Source organism: Paraburkholderia caffeinilytica (genome assembly GCF_051027425.1).
GTDB lineage: Bacteria > Pseudomonadota > Gammaproteobacteria > Burkholderiales > Burkholderiaceae > Paraburkholderia > Paraburkholderia caffeinilytica_A.
Genome location: NZ_CP186552.1, coordinates 2,162,164 through 2,179,060 on the forward strand (window position 1 = coordinate 2,162,164; position 16,897 = coordinate 2,179,060).

Here is a 16,897-nt window from a genome sequence, read left to right on the forward strand (position 1 = left end):
CGGTTGCTGTCTTTTTCTGTCCTTCCTTCCGCTTTCCTCGTAATTCCCCCTCGCAGTTCATCTCCCCGGCAGCCGTCCGCGCGTTACCCACCCCTTCGCAGTCCGTCCACGCCAACGCACCGATTTTCTTCTATGATGGCTGCGGAGACGGCCCACACCCCCATACACAACATTAGACGGGCCGCCATCTTGTCGTTGGTGCTGCAAGAGCATCGATCGGAGGCAAGGATGGTTTCGAAACATAAAAACCGCTGGTTAAGGCGGTGGCTGGTCGTCATCGTATTCTGGGCCGTGCCCGTGGCGATCGTTGCAGTCAGCGAGATCCGGGAGGAAATGGCGTACAACGCCGTCGACCTCGACCGCGCGCTGACCACCTGGAATCTCACCGACGCACAACGCGCCGCCGGCGCCGCCGCGCGCTGCCATGGCAAGCCCGACGAGGCGCAAGCCGCCGGCTGCCCGGCCGATGTGCTGGCCGCCAATCTGCCGCGCCAGCAGGACGCCCGCAATGAATACAGCGTGCGCCGCTCCACCCTCATGGCTTACCTCTGGCATGCATTCGTCGGCTACTGGATCGTGCCGGCTGTCACGCTGTTCCTGATCGGCGTGTTGATCGGCATGATTCGCCGCGCACTCCGGCGCCCGCCGGTCAAAAGTCCGGCAAACCATGGCTGAGGATGCGGTGCGGTGCCGAGGCAACACTTTCAATTCAATTTCAGCGCAATTCGTGAACGCGCAGAAATCGGTAAAAACGGATACTTGATAGGGTTCCAGCCTCACTGCCGCCGGGCAGGTTCAGGCCAGGCACGGTTTCTCCGGAGCCCGTTCGCTCGCGTTGTCCGCAGGGCTTCTAACGCATGCCGCATGCCGGTCAAAATTACATGACCGCTTCTTATAATCGGTCGCAAAGCCCCGCCACACAAGGCTTTTCACCCGGCAACACAGCACGCCTTTTACGCTTGCGTGTGATATAACTCAAAGACAACCCGGCAACACCAAATGAGGTTGTGCCCAGGAACCACGATGGAGAAAAACGATGCAAAGACGAAACTTCATGCTGAAGACTACCGCTGCGCTCGCTTTCGGAGGCCTTACGCTCGCCGGTTGTACAACCAACGGCAGCGGCCACGATACCCCCTCCACTGATGCATCCAAACGCCAGTCGATCGATGCCAGCGTCGACGGCACCATGTCGCGGCTGTTCACCACCGTGAAAGGCTCGCGCGAACTCGTCTCCAAGGCGCGCGGCGTGCTGGTGTTCCCGTCGGTATTGCAGGCGGGCTTCATCGTCGGCGGACAGTATGGCGAGGGCTCGCTGCGCGTAGGCGGCGGCACGGTGGGCTACTACAGCACGATTTCCGGCTCGTTCGGCCTGCAGGCAGGCGCGCAGTCGAAGGCCATCATTTTCCTGTTCATGACACAGGACTCGCTCGACACATTCCGCAACGCCGACGGCTGGTCGGCGGGCGGCGATGCCTCCGTCGCGCTGGTGAAGATGGGCGCCAACGGCGCGATCGACACGACCACGGCAACGGCCCCGGTCGAAGTATTCATTTTGACCAATGCCGGCCTGATGGCCGATATCTCGCTACAGGGCACCAAGGTATCGCGCCTGAAGATCTAGGCGCGCGGTCCATTTGCCGGACCCGAACACAACGGCAACAAAAAACGGCGATGCGCAGCACACATCGCCGTTCTTTTTTTCAGACTGCTGCCTGAATGCTGCGTGAATGCTGCCTGAAGCCGCTGCTCCGCTCAGCTTCCCGACGTATCGATCACCTTGAAGCGCGAACGCTTCTGCGCGCGAATCACCGACTGATACGCATCCACATACTGCTGCGCCATCCGGTGCGACGTGAAGCGCTCCTCGAAGCGCTGCCGAACGCCCGCCCGCGGCACCTTATGCAGGCGGTTGACCGCCGCCACCGCGCCGATCTCATCTTCGACGATATAGCCCGTCACGCCGTCTTCCAGCACTTCCGGCACCGAGCCGCGGTTGAACGCGATCACCGGCGTGCCGCATGCCATCGCTTCGATCATCACGAGGCCGAACGGCTCCGGCCAGTCGATCGGGAACAGCAACGCGTGTGCGCCCGACAGGAACTCGGCCTTCTGGTTATCGGCGATCTCGCCGATGAACTCGACATGCGGCAAATCCAGCAACGGCCGGATCTCACGCTCGAAGTATTCGCGGTCGGCGGCATCCACTTTCGCGGCAATGCGAATCGGCATGCCGCAGCGCCCGGCAATGCGGATCGCCGTGTCGACACGCTTTTCCGGCGAGATACGGCCGAGAAACGCGAGGTACTTCTGCTCGACCGGCTGCGGCGTGTAGAGCTGTTCCGGCAGACCGTGGTAGACGGTGGCAAGCCATTTGGCCTGCGGCAACGGATGACGCTGCGAATTCGAAATCGAGATCACCGGCGCGGTGTTGAAGGTGTCGAACACCGGTTGTTGCTCGGGCAAGTCGAGGCGGCCATGCATCGTCGTGACGAAGGGCGTCTCCTGGCGCTTGAAGACCGAAAACGAGTAATAGTCGAGGTGAAAATGCAGCACGTCGAAATTTTCGGCCTGGCGGCGCACCAGTTCCATCAGCAGCATATGAGGCGCGATGCGGTCGCGAATGCCCGGGTCCAGACGCAGCGCGCGCGGCCATACCGCTTCAAGCTTTGCGCTCGTGACGGAGTCGCCGCTCGCGAATAGCGTCACGTCATGGCCGAGATCGACCAGCGCCTCGGTGATGTAGGACACGACGCGCTCCGTTCCACCGTAAAGCTTCGGTGGCACCGATTCGGTCAAAGGGGCGATCTGGGCAATCTTCATATTTTTGTCTCCGTGAGCTGACGGCTTGCGCCAATGGCGGTGCACGTCAGGGGCGCTGAGCACGACAGCGCGGGCCTTCTCTAACGATGCAGACAACGCCGGGCGTCCGCCTGCACCAACCGCATCAAAGCATTATTCATCAGGTTGCAACAAAAAGCCCTTGGCCTTGCAAATCCTACGCGTTGTTACATTCAGATTACATCCGGCGACGCGCCCTATCCGCCAGCCGATCAAACGTGCGCTGCCGGGCGCTCGGTAAAACAAACGCCGTTCTGCAAACGCGTCGTCACTTATGGCCGCCGCCCTTGCCCGGCTTCTGCACCGGCACGCTGCGCAAATCATCCAGAAAGGTATCGCGCCACACGCCGAGATCGTTTTTGCGCAGCGCCGCCATGTTGATCTCGTGACGCCGCTGGCGTGCATCGAGCGGCATTTGCAGCGCGCGCTGCAGGGCTTCGCACATGCCAATCGCATCGTGCGGGTTGACCAGCAGCGCACCGCTCAACTCCGCCGCCGCGCCCGCGAAAATCGACAACACCAGCACGCCCGGATCGTCGGGATTTTGCGCGGCGACGTACTCCTTCGCGACGAGATTCATACCGTCATGCAAGGGCGTGACGAAGCCGATCTGCGACTCGCGAAACAGCGACATCAGCTTCCAGCGGTCGTACTGCTGATTCAGATAGCGGATCGGCGTGTAATCGAGGCCCGAATAACGGCCGTTGATGCGCCCCGCTTCGTACTCGAGATCCTGGCGGATCTTCTGATAGGTGGCGACGTCCGAGCGGGTCGGCGGGGCGATCTGCACCAGCGTGACGTTGCCGCGCCATTCGGGCGAGCGTTCCAGCAACTGCTCGAAAGCGCGAAAACGTTCGATGAGGCCTTTCGAATAATCGAGCCGGTCGACGCTCATGATCAGCTTGCGGCCTTCCAGGCTCTGCTTCAGGTCGAGCACGTGCTGGCGGCTTTCGTAGCGCTTGGCCTGTTCGGCAATTTCGTCGGGGAAGACGCCGATCCGGTAGACACCCGTGCGCAGCTTGCGGCCGAACGCTTCGACATGATTGCCCTCGCTGACGGTGCCACGCGCGCGGCGTGTCACGTAGTCGTGGAAAGCGAGCTCATCGGTTGCGGTCTGAAAGCCTAGCAGGTCATAGCACGACAGCGATTTCACCAACTCTTCGTGCGGTGGAATGTTGAGCAGGATCTGCGGCGCCGGAAACGGAATGTGCAGGAAGAAACCGATGCGGTTGGTGATGCCTTCGGAGCGCAGCGCTTCGGCGAACGGGATCAGATGGTAGTCGTGAATCCAGATCACGTCGTCGGGTTCGAGCAGCTTGATCAGCTTGTGCGCCAACCATGCGTTGACGCGCCGGTAGCCGGCATACTCGTCGCGCTCGTAGCGCGCCAGGTCGTTGCGGTAGTGGAATACCGGCCACAGTGTCGCGTTCGAAAAGCCGCGGTAGTACTGGTCGTAATCCTTGCGCGTGAGGCCGACGGTTGCGAAGGTCACCGCGCCGTCCTGTTCCAGCGTCGGTCCGGCATTGGCGACGGTTTCGCTCACTACGTCGCCGCTCCAGCCGAACCACACGCCCCCTGCGTCCTTCAGCGCGCCGAACACGCCGACCGCGAGGCCGCCCGCCGATCCTTTGGTTTCCGTCGGCGTTGCGACACGATTCGACACGACGATCAGTCGGCCCATGCTGGTAGCCCTCCTTGGTTCGCACAGCGCGGCGCTTGCGCTTCAGGCGCTTGCGATGCCGCGAGCGCTGCGGCATGCCGATGACGTCAAGCGGTCGAAACACGCGATGCCGCGCCAGATTCGTGAGTGAGATGGACGGTTCGACCACGCCGGTGCACGGTCAGTTGCACTCATCTTCGGCCGGTGGGTGGTATTCCCCTGCCAGGCGCGCGCCCGTGGCACATCTTGCGGATAGTGTTGCCGGATGAAATCGAGCAGGCCCTTGCCGACCCGGCAGCGCAGGTCCCCGTTCGGACCCGCGGCGCATCCAGTTGGAGAATGGATGCTCGATGGACCATTGCTATGGTGCGATCAAGCGCTGCTGGTCCCACAGTTCAAGCGCGGTTTGAGGCAATTTCAAGCGGCTTTAAGCGGCTGAAGACGGCTTTAAGCGGCTTCGAACAGGCCACAAACGAGTTTCAAATACGTCACCGGTTCAGCCTGAAACTCGCCCAGGACTTAAGCGAACTGAAACGCCTAACGCGCCTGACTATGGTGCCCGGCGCAGGCGTCAGCCGCGATTCACATCAAATTCAGTTCAGCTACGAGATCAACTGCCGCTCTTGCAAGGAAATGCCTTGCCGAGCCCCAGTGAGATCGCCGTGCTGGCGTTATAGCCCGCGACGATCGGGTTATCCGCAATGTATTTGCGTACCGCGTCGGTCAGTTGCGCCGAGCGCGCGTCCGGCGGCAGGCAGAAGTACTGGCCAACGCGCGGCCCGGTAGTACCGCCAATCGCGTCGATCGTGTTGAAGATGCCGTCTGCAGCGCCCTCAATGTACGCAGCACACGCACTACGCGATGCCACATCGGTCTTCGTGCACAGCTTGTTGAGGTCGCCTCCCGTAAACGCAGCTGCCGATAGCGGTACGGCAAGCGCGCTGGCGAAAATCAAGGCCCGCAGCATGGTGTTCCTTTCCAGGGTGGTTTATCAGGCGGTCTTGCGCCGCATAGAACCGGCGCGCCTCGTAGCACGCCAAGTCGTCATTCTGCACTGTTTTGTGGAGTGGCAGGCATGCCAACAGCCGCTATCTTCAGGCAAATTTGTGTGTTCCTGTGTTCCTGTGTTCCGGCGCTCCGGTATCGCGCGTTCGGTGTTCCGGCAATCCTGTGCGCCGGTGGCTGGCATCCTGGCCGCCGGCGCTTCGATTTCTCCAGCCGTTCACTTCTGCTGCATCTGCTGCAGGCGCGCGGTGAGTCCTTCGACCACGTCCGGCTCCTTGTAAGTCTTCGCGAAATCGAGCGCTGTCATGCCAATCTGGTTCTTCACCGTGAGGTCCGCGCCGTTGTCGAGCAGGAGCTTCACCGTGGATACATGACCGCCACGCGCGGCCATCATCAGCGGCGTGGTGCCGTTCGGCGAACCGGCGTCGACGTAGGCCGAATGGTCGAGCAGCACTTTGACGATATCGTCGTGGCCGTTCGCAGCCGCGTAATGCAACGGCGCCCAGCCCTTCTTGTTGACCTCGGCGTCTTTCGCGATCAGCAGATTGACGAAATCGAGGTCACCGTTCAGCGCGGCCATCATCATCGCGTTCTCGCCGGCCTTGTCCTGGATCTCGATGTTGGTCTTCGGATTGGCGACCAGCGCGGCGCCCACCTTGTCCGACTTCTCACGCGCGGCGATCACCAGCAGCGGGATGCCCTGGTTGTCCACGCTGTTCGGGTCCATACCCTTGGCGAGCAGTTTGTTGACGCCGTCGACGTCGTCGAATTTAACCGACTTGATCAGTGAGTCGATCGGCGCGGCCTGAACCGGCGCGGCAACCAGCGAACTCAGTGCGACGCAGACAAACGTGGCGGCCAGCGCAACGCGCGACGCGCCGCGGCGCGCCGAACCGAAAGCGGATTGCATGGCTGAAACCTCCTGAAACGCTGCAGTCGAAGTCGAATAATTTATCATGTTTTACTTTAGGAAATTTCCCTATCCTTTTGATATTTATTAGCTTTACCGATCACTCACCAGCCGGCACGGGAATCTTGAAGAGCCGGAAGAAGTTATGTGTCGTCGCGGCGGCAAGCGCCGTGTCCGGCATCTCGCGTTGTTGTGCGATGAAGCGTCCGACATAACTTACGTACGCAGGTTCATTAGGCTTGCCGCGATACGGCACGGGCGCGAGGTACGGCGAATCGGTTTCGATCAGCAGACGGTCGAGCGGCACGCGGCGCGCGACGTCCTGTACCTCGGTCGCGCTCTTGAACGTGACGATGCCCGACAGCGAAATGTAAAAATTCTGCGCCAGCGCTTGCTCGGCAATTGCCCACGGTTCGGTGAAGCAATGCATCACGCCGCCCGGCTCGCTCGCGCGCTCCTCGGCCATGATGCGCAGCGTGTCTTCCGCCGACGAACGCGTGTGAATGATCAGCGGTTTTTTCGTGGCGTGCGCCGCGCGGATATGGGTGCGAAAGCGCTCGCGCTGCCACTCCATATCGGCGATCGTGCGGCCTTCCAGACGGTAGTAGTCGAGGCCGGTCTCGCCGATCGCGACCACCTTCGGATGCCCGGCGAGCTCGACGAGTTCGGCAAGGCTGGGCTCGCGCATGTCTTCGTGATCCGGATGCACGCCGACCGACGCGTAGACGTTGTCGTGCCGGCTGGCGATCTCCAGCACGGACGGCAGCGTTTCGAGATCGACCGAGACGCACAGCGCATGCGTGACCGAATGGCTGCGCATGTTCTCGAGCACCTGCGGCAGGCGGTCGGCGAGTCCTTCGAAGTTGATATGGCAGTGCGAATCGACAAACATGGTGTGGTCCTGCTGAAAAGATAGCTTTAACCCGGCTCTAACCCGGCGTTGATCCGGCTTTCACTCGGTTTTAACCAGGCCTTAACTGACCTTAACTCGACCTTGACTTGACCTTGACCCGGCCCTGGTCCGGCCTTCGTTCGGGCGTGGTGTAAACCCGGCTGCAACCCTAGCCGTGAAAACCCAACCGCCAATCAGGCAGCGGCCGGATCGAGCCGCTTGCCGAGAATCACCAGATCGCGCTCCACGCCATCGAGCACCGCGACGCGCGGGAGCGAGCCCCACGTGTCGAAACCGAAGCCGCGGAACAGCCGCAAGCTCGCTTCATTGTGGCCGAAGATGAAACCCAGCACAGTATCGATGCCGAGCGCCGGCGCAGCCGAGAGCGAAGCCGCCAGCAGTTGCTTGCCGAGGCCCTTGCCACGCGCGCTTTCGTCCAGATAGATGCTGACTTCGGCGGTGCGCTGATAGGCCGGGCGGCCGTAAAAGTCGGAGAAACTGAGCCATGCGATCACGCGGCCGGACTGTTGCGGATCTTCCACCACCCACAGGGGGCGCTTTTGCGGACCATGCGCGTGAAACCACGCCAGACGGCTTTCCACGCTCACCGGTTCGAGATCGGCGGTGACCTGCCGCGACGGCACGGTCGAGTTGTAGATGGCGACAATCGCGGACAGATCGTCGAGCGTGGCATCGCGGTAAGGAAGATTCATGGTGCTGTGAACGTGAGATGGAGGACGCATCAGTGGACGAAGCGGACGGACGCGTGAGCGGGCGTGTCACTGTAGGTACAGTAAGGCGCGCCCGCCTTGGACAAACCGTCCGGCATCAAAATATTTACGCGAACAACTCGCGATAGCCGATAAACAGCTCTTCAAACACCAGCCGCGCGTTCAGCGGATGGTTCTCGACGGCGCGCTGGCGCGTCACGGTACGCATGAAGCGCGCGAACGCGCTGGCGTCGGCCTGCGATGCACAGCGCGTCAAGGCCGTCGACGCCTGCGGAAAATAGCGCGGCGCGCCAGCTGTGCGCTGCGCCAGCAAATCGTACATCCAGCGTTGCAGCCAGCCGAGCACGAGCGGCACCGGCAGCTTCTGCAACGCCTCGCCGCAGGCAAAGGCGTCGCAATCGGCACCGGCGGCCAGTTGCTTAAGCGTCCAGTCACGCAGCGTACGGTTCTCGTCGCTGGCCAGCGCAAGCGCCGTGAGCGGCGCTCCGCCGGCCTCGGCGAGCAACGCGGGGGCTTCGGCGACGCCTTGCGCGGCGAGCCATTTCGTGGCGACCTCCGGCGCGGGGATCGTCATCGGCCACTGGCGGCAGCGGCTGATGATGGTGGGCAACAGGCGGTCGATGCGCGCCGAGACCATCAGGAAAATCACGCCCGCCGGCGGTTCTTCGAGCGTTTTCAGCAGCGCATTGGCCGCGGCGATGTTCAGCCCCTCGGCGGGATACAGCACGACCACGCGCGCACCGCCGCGGTGCGAGCCGACGCCGACGAAATCGAGCAAGCCGCGAATCTGCTCGATCTTGATCTCCTTGCTGGGCGCGCGCGTCTTCTTGCCTTCGTCGCTGTCGGCCTTCTCGGCTTTTTCGTCCGCGGCGTTGTTGAGACCGGCTTCGGCAGCCAGCGCTTCAGGCACGACGATCCGATAGTCAGGATGATTGCCCTGCGTGAACCAGTTGCACGCCACGCATGCACCGCAGGGTTCGCCGTTGGCCTGCGGGGCCTCGCACAGGAACCCCTGGGCCAGATGCTGCGCGAAGCGCAACTTGCCGATTCCAGCCTGCCCGTGCAGCAGCAAGGCGTGCGGCCAATGCCCACGTAACTGCTGCAGGCGATTCCAGTCATCGGCTTGCCACGGATAAATCATTGTTTCTCTTTTAAATCAATCGGTTGATGTCGTTTATTGATGTATCGAACGAACTTTGCCGAGCTTTATAATTCAGAATTATATTCTTTTAAAATCAAAGAACTGAGATCAATTCTTCAAGTTTTTTCTGGATTCGCGCGATGCTCTCCGAAGAGTCGATGATAGCGAACCGGTACGGCGCTTCTTCCGCGCGACGCAGATATTCAGTACGGGTGCGGTTGAAAAACGCCTCCGATTCGCTTTCGAAGCGATCCGGATCGCGCGCGGCGCGGCGCCGTTCGTTGGCGATTTCCGGCGCCAGGTCGAACAGTACGGTCAGGTCCGGCTGAAAACCGCCCTGCACCCAGCGCTCCAGCGTTTCCAGCTTGTCGCGCGGCAGACCGCGGCCGCCGCCCTGGTACGCGAAGGTCGCGTCGGAGAAACGGTCGGACAGCACCCAGTCGCCGCGCGCCAGCGCCGGCTCGATCACTTCGGCCAGATGCTGGCGGCGCAGCGCGAACATCAGCAAGGCCTCGGTTTCGAGGTCCATTTTCTGATGCAGCACGATTTCGCGGATCTGCTCGCCGAGCGGCGTGCCGCCCGGCTCGCGCGTCATCACGACCGAGCGGCCGGTGCTCGCGACTTTCTCTTCGAGGCGTTCGCGAAACCAGCCCAGATGGGTAGTTTTGCCGGCACCGTCGATGCCCTCAAACGTTATGAATTTGCCCCGCGCCATCATTGCCCTCGAATGTATTTGTCCACGGCCTTGTTGTGATCGCCGAGGGTGTCAGAAAAGATACTGCTGCCGTCGCCGCGAGAAACGAAATACAGCGCGGTGGATTGCGCCGGGTTCATCGCCGCTTGCAGCGATGCGACACCGGGCAGCGAGATGGGGGTTGGCGGAAGCCCCATCCGGGTATAGGTATTGTAGGGAGTGTCGGTCTGCAGGTCTTTCTTCCTGATGCGGCCGGTGTAGCTCTCGCCCATGCCGTAAATCACGGTCGGGTCGGTTTGCAGCGGCATGCCCACCCGCAGCCGGTTCGCGAACACGGCCGCCACCATCGGCCGGTCCGATTTCTTGCCGGTTTCCTTTTCGATGATCGACGCCATCGTCAACGCATCATACGGGGTCTTGTACGGCAGGTTCGGCGCGCGGGCGGTCCAGGCTTCGTCCAGACGCAGCCGCATCAGCCGGTACGCGCGGCGATAGATGTCCAGATCGCTGGTGTCCTTGTCGAACAGATAGGTGTCCGGGAAAAAGAGCCCCTCGCCGTTGCCGATCGACGCTTCCGGCGCGTTGATCGCATTCATCAGATCGGCGTCGCTCATGCCCGCCGTGTCGTGCTTGAGCGCCGGATTGGCGTCCAGTTCGGCGCGCATGCGCTTGAAGGTCCACCCTTCGATGATGGTCGCCACGTATTCGTTGACGTCGCCGCGCGCGATTTTTTGCAGCACTTCGTACGGCGTGATGCCCGTTTTGAACTCGTAGTTGCCGGATTTCAGATCGCTTTGCAGCCCGAGCAGCCGCGTCATGACGACGAACAGTTCAGGCTCGACCGGCACACCGCCGCGATTGAGCTGCAGCGTAACACTGCGCAAGCTGCTGTGCGGCTTGACGGTGACATCGAGTTGCGCGGGGGTCAAATCGAGTGGGCTGTTGGCCCAGTGATATCCGCCTGCGATTGCGGCTGCGGCCAGCACAACGACAACTGCGCCGGCGGCTAAACATTTCTTCAAAAGGGACATGCGGAACATGGCTAGGTTGGACCTCATATAATACTTGTTTGCCTTAGCTAAAGTCAGAATTGACTGTTCTCGGAATCCATGAACACACCGCTCGCTACCGCTTCAGGCACGCCTTCAGTTGCTTCCGCTGGTGCTCAACCCGGCACCGCTGCCCCGGCACAGGCCTCCGCGCCTGTCGGACTTCCGGCTTTGCCGCGCCCCGCCGCTGACGAATTCGACGCTGTCATCCACCAAGGCGCCTACATGCCGCTGACGCAGTTCGGCGTGATCGACGCAACCGGCGACGACGCGGCGAGCTTCCTGCACGGCCAGTTGACCAACGACACCCAGCATCTCGACGCCGCCAATGCGCGTCTGTCCGGCTACTGCTCGGCCAAGGGCCGCCTGCTGGCGTCCTTCCTGACGTGGCGTACCGGCGAGACGATTCGCCTTCTGGTGTCGAAAGACGTACAGGCCGCCGTGCAGAAACGGCTGTCCATGTTCGTTCTGCGCGCCAAGGCCAAACTCGCGGATGCGAGCGGCGAACTGGCCGTAGTAGGCCTCGCGGGCGACGTGCGTAAAGCGCTGTCCGGCGTGTTCGACGCGCTGCCCGACGGCGTGCACGTGCAGGTGGACGGCACGGCGGGTTCCCTGATCCGTGTTCCGGACGCGCTCGGCCGGCTGCGTTATCTGTGGGTCGGCCCCAAAGCGGCGATCGAAACGCACCTGCCCTTGCTCGACGAAAAACTCAAGCGCGTATCGCCGGCGGTGTGGGACTGGCTCGACATTCGCGCGGGCGAACCGCGCATCACCCAGCCGGTGGTCGAGCAATTCGTGCCGCAAATGGTCAATTTCGACGTACTCGGCGCAGTCAATTTCCGCAAGGGCTGCTATCCCGGTCAGGAAGTGGTGGCGCGCAGCCAGTATCGCGGCACGATCAAGCGGCGCACCTCGCTCGCGAACGTGGCGGGCGAACTGGAGACGGTCAGGGCCGGCGCGGAACTGTTCCACTCGGACGATCCGGGCCAACCGTGCGGGATGGTGGTGAATGCGGCGTCGGCGCCGGAGGGTGGCGTCGATGTGCTGGTGGAGATCAAGCTGGCGGCGCTCGAAGGCGGTTCGGTGCATCTGGGCGCAGCGGATGGTCAGACGCTGACGTTCCTGCCGTTGCCGTACGGGTTGCCGACCGAGGTTTAAGCGCCCTAGCCCGAACCCGAGCGGCGCATTCCGGCGCCGCTTGTCTTCTGCATCTATTACGTCACGCCTCCACCGGGAGACTTCACCGGATGTGTCTGATCGTTTTCGACTGGCGGCCCGACGCGGTCGATGGACCGCTCTTCACGCTCGCCGCGAATCGCGACGAATTTTTTCGCCGCACTGCCGAGCCGATCAGCTGGTGGCATGACGCACCGACCGTGCTGGCCGGCCGCGATCTCGTGGGCGGTGGCACGTGGCTCGGCATGTCGCGCGACGGCCGCTTCGCCGCGCTGACCAATTACCGCGCGCCGCATGAAATGCGTGCCGACGCGCCGACTCGCGGCACGCTTGTGAGCGACTGGCTCAGCGGCTCCGCAAAAGGCTCAGACAACGAGACGCACGAAACACCACTCGACTATCTGCGCCACGTCGCGCAAACCGGCGACATCTATAACGGTTTCAACCTGCTCGTCGGCGACTGGACACGCCGTGAGCTCGGCTGGTACTGCAACCGGTCGGAGGTTGGGCCCACGCTGCTCGCACCCGGCACACACGGCATTTCGAACGCGGTGCTCGATACTGCCTGGCCGAAGCTGGTCACGAAGCGCGCGGAACTGGGCGCCATGCTCGCGCGTGATGCGATGCCGCCGCTCGAACGGTTGATCGATCTGATGCGCGATCCGCGCCTCGCACGCGACGACGAATTGCCGTCCACCGGCATTCCGCTGGAACGGGAGCGGGCGTTGTCGGCGGCGTTTATCGAAACGCCGGAATATGGCACGCGGGGCACGACCGCGGTGCGCGTGGTCGCGCATGGCGAAGTGATCAGCGTAGCGGCCGCCGAACGCAGCGACGACAACGGCTCGCATCGGATCGTGCGACCCGGTGACTTCGAGCGAAGCTTCGCGTTCAACGTGGAACGCGAGATCGCCTGAGGCGTGTCCGGCGGCTAGCTTGCCGTTCGCTGACTACTCAACGCCAAACGCCGCGCGTAGTGCCGCGGCGGCATCCGCATGCGCCTCGGCGACATCGGCCACGAAGCCGCCCATCTTGAAGAATTCGTGAATCATGCCCGGGTAGCGTTGCAGCGCGACCTGATTGCCCGCCGCGCGCAACTTCTCCGCATACGCATCGCCTTCGTCGCTTAAAGGATCGTATTCGGCGGTCGCGATCCATGCCGGCGCAAGGCCGCTGAAATCGGGGGCGCCGCGCGTGCCGTCGAGCGGCGCGAAACGCCAGTCGTCGCGATCGCTCTTGTCGCGCACGTATTGATCGAAGAACCATTGAATCGTGTCGCCCGACAGCAGGAAACCGGACGCGAGGCGCGAGTGCGAATCGGTTTGCTGATAACCCGTGGCGCCCGGATAGATCAACAATTGCAGCACGAGCTCGATGTCCGCGTCGCGTGCCAGCACCGCACATACCGTTGCCAGCGTGCCGCCCGCGCTATCGCCGCCCACGGCCAGCCGCGCGGCATCGATGCCGTATTCGGCGGCGTGCGTGTGCAGCCAGGTCAATGCATCGAACGCGTCTTCAACCGCGGTGGGAAATTTGTACTCGGGCGCGAGCCGGTAATCGACCGACAGCACCGTGCACTTGCCGTCGCGCGCGAACATCCGGCACAACGCATCGTGCGTATCGACGCTGCCGACCGTAAAGCCGCCGCCGTGGTAGTACACCAGCGCCGGCGCAGGCTCGGCCCAACTCGGCTCGACAGGTTGATAAAGACGCGCGCGAATCGTCGCGCCGTCGCGCGTCGGCACGTGCAGGTCTTCAACCGCGAACATGGGCGCGCTCGCGATCTCCAGAATCGGCGCGCTTTTTTCATACGACGCGCGCGCCTGTTGTGGCGTCAACTCGTGAAGTTGCGGGCGTTTCGCGCGCGCGATCATGTCGAGCACCAGCTCGATCTTCGGATTCAGCGGCATCAGGTTAGGCGTCTGGTGGCGCGTGGGCGCCGAACGTTAGTGGCTAAAAATGGATAAGCAGCGGGACAACAGGCCATGGTGCGAACTGCAAGAAAAGCGGCAAAACCAGCGGCCTGTTTCAAATACTCAATACAACTACCGTGCAGAAACCAGCGGAGGACCAGTGGAAAATCCACCGCATGATGATGCCGCGTGTCTCTAGCTCGCGTTCTTCACTTCGGGTTTCAGCGACATCGGATCAGTCGGGTTGCGCAACTGCTCGATATCCTCATGACGCAGCTTCACCGTCGCCATGATGCCCGGATGCGTGACGATGTAAAACCGCCGCGCGGCGATCGCTTCGAACGTGATTTCGGCGACATCGGTGGCGCTCAGCTTGCCCGCTTGCACCGCGCGTTGCAGTTGCTTGCCGGCGGCGATCTGCGAGCGGGTCGGTCCGCTGTCGTTGCGCAGTTCCGCGGGCCGCGCGCGTTCCGCGTCGGCGATGCCGGTCGGCACGAAGGCCGGACACAGCAGTGAGCAGCCTACCTCCCCGCCGTCCGCCGGTTTTGCCGCCTGGGCGAGTTGCAGGTCGTGATAGAGCGTTTCCGTGAGCGACACCACAGCATGCTTCGAGGCGTTGTAGATGCCCATCGCGGGCGGCGACAGCAAGCCCGCCACTGACGCCGTGTTGACGATATGCGCGGGTTCGTTCTGCCGCAGCATGATCGGCGTGAAGGTACGCACGCCGTGCGCGACGCCCATCACGTTGACGTTGAACACCCACGCCCAGTCGTTCACCGAGCTTTCCCAGAGGAAGCCGCCCGAGCCCACGCCCGCGTTGTTGAACAGCAGGTGCACCTTGCCGAAGGCGTCGAGCGCCGCTTGCGCGAGCGCTTCGACCTGGGCGGCGTCGGACACGTCGGTCGGCACGCCGATCGCCTCGACGCCGTCGGCGCGCAATGTTTCGACGGTTTGAAGAAGCGCCGCGGGGTTCACGTCGGCGAGCACGAGTTTCATGCCGAGCGACGCGCCCTTCTCCGCGAACGCCCGGCCGAAGCCGCTTGCCGCACCGGTGATCACCGCCACCTTGCCTTCGAATTCAAACATCGTTTCTCTCCTGGGTTTAGCGGCTAGGGTTTAGCGTCCGGAGTTTAGCAACTTGGCTCGCGTGGGCCGTCCAACGGCAACGGCCACAGCCACAGCCACAGCCACAGCCACAGCCACAGCCACAGCCACAGCCACAGCCACAGCCATCAAATCAGCTTGACGAGTTGTTTGCCGAAGTTTTTTCCCTTCAGCAGTCCGATGAACGCCTCAGGCGCCGCATCGAGCCCCTGCGCGATGGTCTCGCGATATTGCAGCTTCTTCTGCGCGACCAGCGTGCCGAGTTGCCTGAGCGCTTCGGGCCACACGTCCATATGTTCACTGACGATGAAGCCCTGCACCAGCAACCGCTGCGTAAGCATCAACGACGGATGCTTGAGCGGCAGCGGCTGGCCGTCGTAGCCCGCGATAAACCCGCACAGCGCAATGCGGCCGAACGCGTTCATGCGCGCCAGCGTCACGTCGAGTACTTCGCCGCCGACGTTCTCGAAGTAGCCGTCCACACCGTCCGGCGTCACGGCTTTGAGGTCCTGATACAGATTGCCGGCCTTATAGTCGACGCAGGCATCGAAGCCGAGCGTCTCGACCACATAGCGGCACTTGTCCGCGCCGCCCGCAATGCCGACCGCCCGCGCGCCGGCCAGCTTCGCCAGTTGCCCGACCACGCTGCCCACCGCGCCGCTTGCCGCGCTGACCACCACGGTGTCGCCGGCTTTCGGCACGATGATCCGGTTCAGGCCATACCAGGCCGTCACACCCGGCATGCCGACCGGGCCGAGATACGCCGACAGCGGCACGTGCGTATCGTCGACTTTCTGCACGCCCGCCCCGTTCGAGGTGCCGTACTCCTGCCAGCCGAACATCGCGACGACCTTGTCGCCGGGCGTGAACTTCGGATTCTTCGACTCCACCACTTCACCCACCGTGCCGCCGATCATCACTTCGTTCAGCGGTTGCGGCGCTGCGTACGACTTGCTGTCGTTCATCCGGCCGCGCATGTACGGATCGAGCGAGAGGAAGTGATTGCGCACGCGGAATTCGCCGTCGGCGAGCGGCGCGAGCGGGGTTTCGACAAGCCTGAAGTTATCGGGCGTAACAGGGCCTTGCGGACGCGAAGCCAGCACGAATTGACGGTTGATCTGAGGCATGACGATCGTCTCCATGGGTTACCGATGTGATCGGCGAATAATTCGAACGAACGGCGCCAACAAACGGCGTCTGCAAAAACACGAGCGCGGCGCGTGCGGCTCCCGACACGCGCGCAGTCCACGCGGCGCTTAGCCGTCGCTTGGACCGGGTTTCGCCGAAGGATCGCTACGCAGACGCTGCTGCGTCACGTCGCGGCCCACGGCGAGACGCCGCATATATTTGAAGGTGCCGAGCGCTTTGGCGACGAAGTGCCCCTCGCTGTCGCGGATCTCGCCTTCGCAATAGGCCATGGTGGTCGAGCGGTGCAGCACGCGGCCGGTAGCGCGCAATTCGCCGCGCCCCGGCTGCATGAAGTTGACTTTCATCTCGACGGTGACCACGCCGATGCCGTCGCCGGCCAGGCTGCGCGCAGCCATCGCGAGCGCGACGTCGGCGAGCGTCATGGTCACGCCGCCATGCGCGACATTCCACGTGTTCATGTGATCGTGCTGCAGCGGCAGGATGACTTCGCTGGCGCCGTCTGCCGCCGACACGAGTTGCGCCCCGAGCCGGTCGACGAAGGGGCTTTCGGGCAACGACGCGCTGCCCGTTTTAGATGAGGATGAATCGGTCATTGCTGGTTTCAGATTTCGTAGTCGACACATTCACGCGAT

At 62.8% G+C, this 16,897-nt stretch carries 17 protein-coding genes; 4 read left to right on the forward strand and 13 right to left on the reverse strand.

Annotated elements, in window-relative coordinates:
* The first annotated feature begins 228 nt into the window (after positions 1 to 228).
* Together ACOSV0_RS09435 and ACOSV0_RS09440 are read left to right on the forward strand one after the other, a co-directional pair.
* Positions 229 to 675, forward strand: coding sequence for a hypothetical protein (locus ACOSV0_RS09435; protein WP_434110065.1), 447 nt, complete (start codon positions 229 to 231; stop codon positions 673 to 675).
* Between the two features lie 361 nt (positions 676 to 1,036).
* On the forward strand, positions 1,037 to 1,624 hold the full coding sequence (locus ACOSV0_RS09440) for a BPSL1445 family SYLF domain-containing lipoprotein (RefSeq protein WP_434110066.1): 588 nt from the start codon (positions 1,037 to 1,039) through the stop codon (positions 1,622 to 1,624).
* Between the two features lie 131 nt (positions 1,625 to 1,755).
* Here ACOSV0_RS09440 and ACOSV0_RS09445 read toward each other — a convergent pair whose 3' ends face one another.
* From ACOSV0_RS09445 to mltG, 9 genes are all read right to left on the reverse strand, one after another.
* Positions 1,756 to 2,823, reverse strand: coding sequence for a glycosyltransferase family 4 protein (locus ACOSV0_RS09445; RefSeq protein WP_434110067.1), 1,068 nt, complete (start codon positions 2,821 to 2,823; stop codon positions 1,756 to 1,758).
* Between the two features lie 286 nt (positions 2,824 to 3,109).
* Positions 3,110 to 4,522 (reverse strand): alpha,alpha-trehalose-phosphate synthase (UDP-forming), encoded by a 1,413-nt coding sequence (gene otsA, locus ACOSV0_RS09450; protein WP_434110068.1) that lies wholly within the window; start codon positions 4,520 to 4,522, stop codon positions 3,110 to 3,112.
* Positions 4,523 to 5,111: 589 nt separating this feature from the next.
* A complete protein-coding gene (locus ACOSV0_RS09455; RefSeq protein WP_434110069.1) occupies positions 5,112 to 5,468 on the reverse strand; it encodes a Rap1a/Tai family immunity protein in 357 nt (118 codons plus the stop codon).
* A 255-nt stretch (positions 5,469 to 5,723) separates the two neighbouring features.
* Positions 5,724 to 6,464: an ankyrin repeat domain-containing protein gene (locus ACOSV0_RS09460; RefSeq protein WP_434110071.1), complete on the reverse strand. Its 741-nt coding sequence runs from the start codon at positions 6,462 to 6,464 to the stop codon at positions 5,724 to 5,726.
* 52 nt (positions 6,465 to 6,516) lie between these two features.
* A complete protein-coding gene (locus ACOSV0_RS09465; protein WP_434110072.1) occupies positions 6,517 to 7,308 on the reverse strand; it encodes a TatD family hydrolase in 792 nt (263 codons plus the stop codon).
* A gap of 194 nt (positions 7,309 to 7,502) precedes the next feature.
* On the reverse strand, positions 7,503 to 8,021 hold the full coding sequence (locus tag ACOSV0_RS09470; RefSeq protein ID WP_434110073.1) for a GNAT family N-acetyltransferase: 519 nt from the start codon (positions 8,019 to 8,021) through the stop codon (positions 7,503 to 7,505).
* A 124-nt stretch (positions 8,022 to 8,145) separates the two neighbouring features.
* Complete coding sequence (locus tag ACOSV0_RS09475; RefSeq protein WP_434110074.1) at positions 8,146 to 9,180, reverse strand: DNA polymerase III subunit delta'; 1,035 nt, start codon at positions 9,178 to 9,180, stop codon at positions 8,146 to 8,148.
* Positions 9,181 to 9,274: 94 nt separating this feature from the next.
* On the reverse strand, positions 9,275 to 9,895 hold the full coding sequence (gene tmk, locus ACOSV0_RS09480) for a dTMP kinase (RefSeq protein WP_434110226.1): 621 nt from the start codon (positions 9,893 to 9,895) through the stop codon (positions 9,275 to 9,277).
* A complete protein-coding gene (mltG, locus tag ACOSV0_RS09485; RefSeq protein WP_434110075.1) occupies positions 9,895 to 10,905 on the reverse strand; it encodes an endolytic transglycosylase MltG in 1,011 nt (336 codons plus the stop codon). Before mltG ends, tmk begins: the two co-directional genes overlap by 1 nt.
* A gap of 78 nt (positions 10,906 to 10,983) precedes the next feature.
* Between mltG and ACOSV0_RS09490 the strand changes: the two genes are divergently transcribed.
* Positions 10,984 to 12,081 carry a YgfZ/GcvT domain-containing protein gene (locus tag ACOSV0_RS09490; RefSeq protein WP_434110076.1) on the forward strand — a complete coding sequence of 366 codons (1,098 nt, stop codon included), beginning with the start codon at positions 10,984 to 10,986 and terminating at the stop codon, positions 12,079 to 12,081.
* An 89-nt stretch (positions 12,082 to 12,170) separates the two neighbouring features.
* The gene (locus ACOSV0_RS09495) at positions 12,171 to 13,016 is read left to right on the forward strand and encodes an NRDE family protein (RefSeq protein ID WP_434110077.1); all 846 of its coding nucleotides are present in this window, start codon (positions 12,171 to 12,173) and stop codon (positions 13,014 to 13,016) included.
* A 33-nt stretch (positions 13,017 to 13,049) separates the two neighbouring features.
* Here ACOSV0_RS09495 and ACOSV0_RS09500 read toward each other — a convergent pair whose 3' ends face one another.
* From ACOSV0_RS09500 to ACOSV0_RS09515, 4 genes are all read right to left on the reverse strand, one after another.
* The gene (locus tag ACOSV0_RS09500) at positions 13,050 to 14,009 is read right to left on the reverse strand and encodes an alpha/beta hydrolase (protein ID WP_434110078.1); all 960 of its coding nucleotides are present in this window, start codon (positions 14,007 to 14,009) and stop codon (positions 13,050 to 13,052) included.
* 198 nt (positions 14,010 to 14,207) lie between these two features.
* On the reverse strand, positions 14,208 to 15,098 hold the full coding sequence (locus tag ACOSV0_RS09505; protein WP_434110079.1) for an SDR family oxidoreductase: 891 nt from the start codon (positions 15,096 to 15,098) through the stop codon (positions 14,208 to 14,210).
* 146 nt (positions 15,099 to 15,244) lie between these two features.
* Complete coding sequence (locus ACOSV0_RS09510) at positions 15,245 to 16,243, reverse strand: NADP-dependent oxidoreductase (protein WP_434110080.1); 999 nt, start codon at positions 16,241 to 16,243, stop codon at positions 15,245 to 15,247.
* A 129-nt stretch (positions 16,244 to 16,372) separates the two neighbouring features.
* The gene (locus ACOSV0_RS09515) at positions 16,373 to 16,858 is read right to left on the reverse strand and encodes a PaaI family thioesterase (RefSeq protein ID WP_434110081.1); all 486 of its coding nucleotides are present in this window, start codon (positions 16,856 to 16,858) and stop codon (positions 16,373 to 16,375) included.
* Positions 16,859 to 16,897 lie beyond the last annotated feature (39 nt).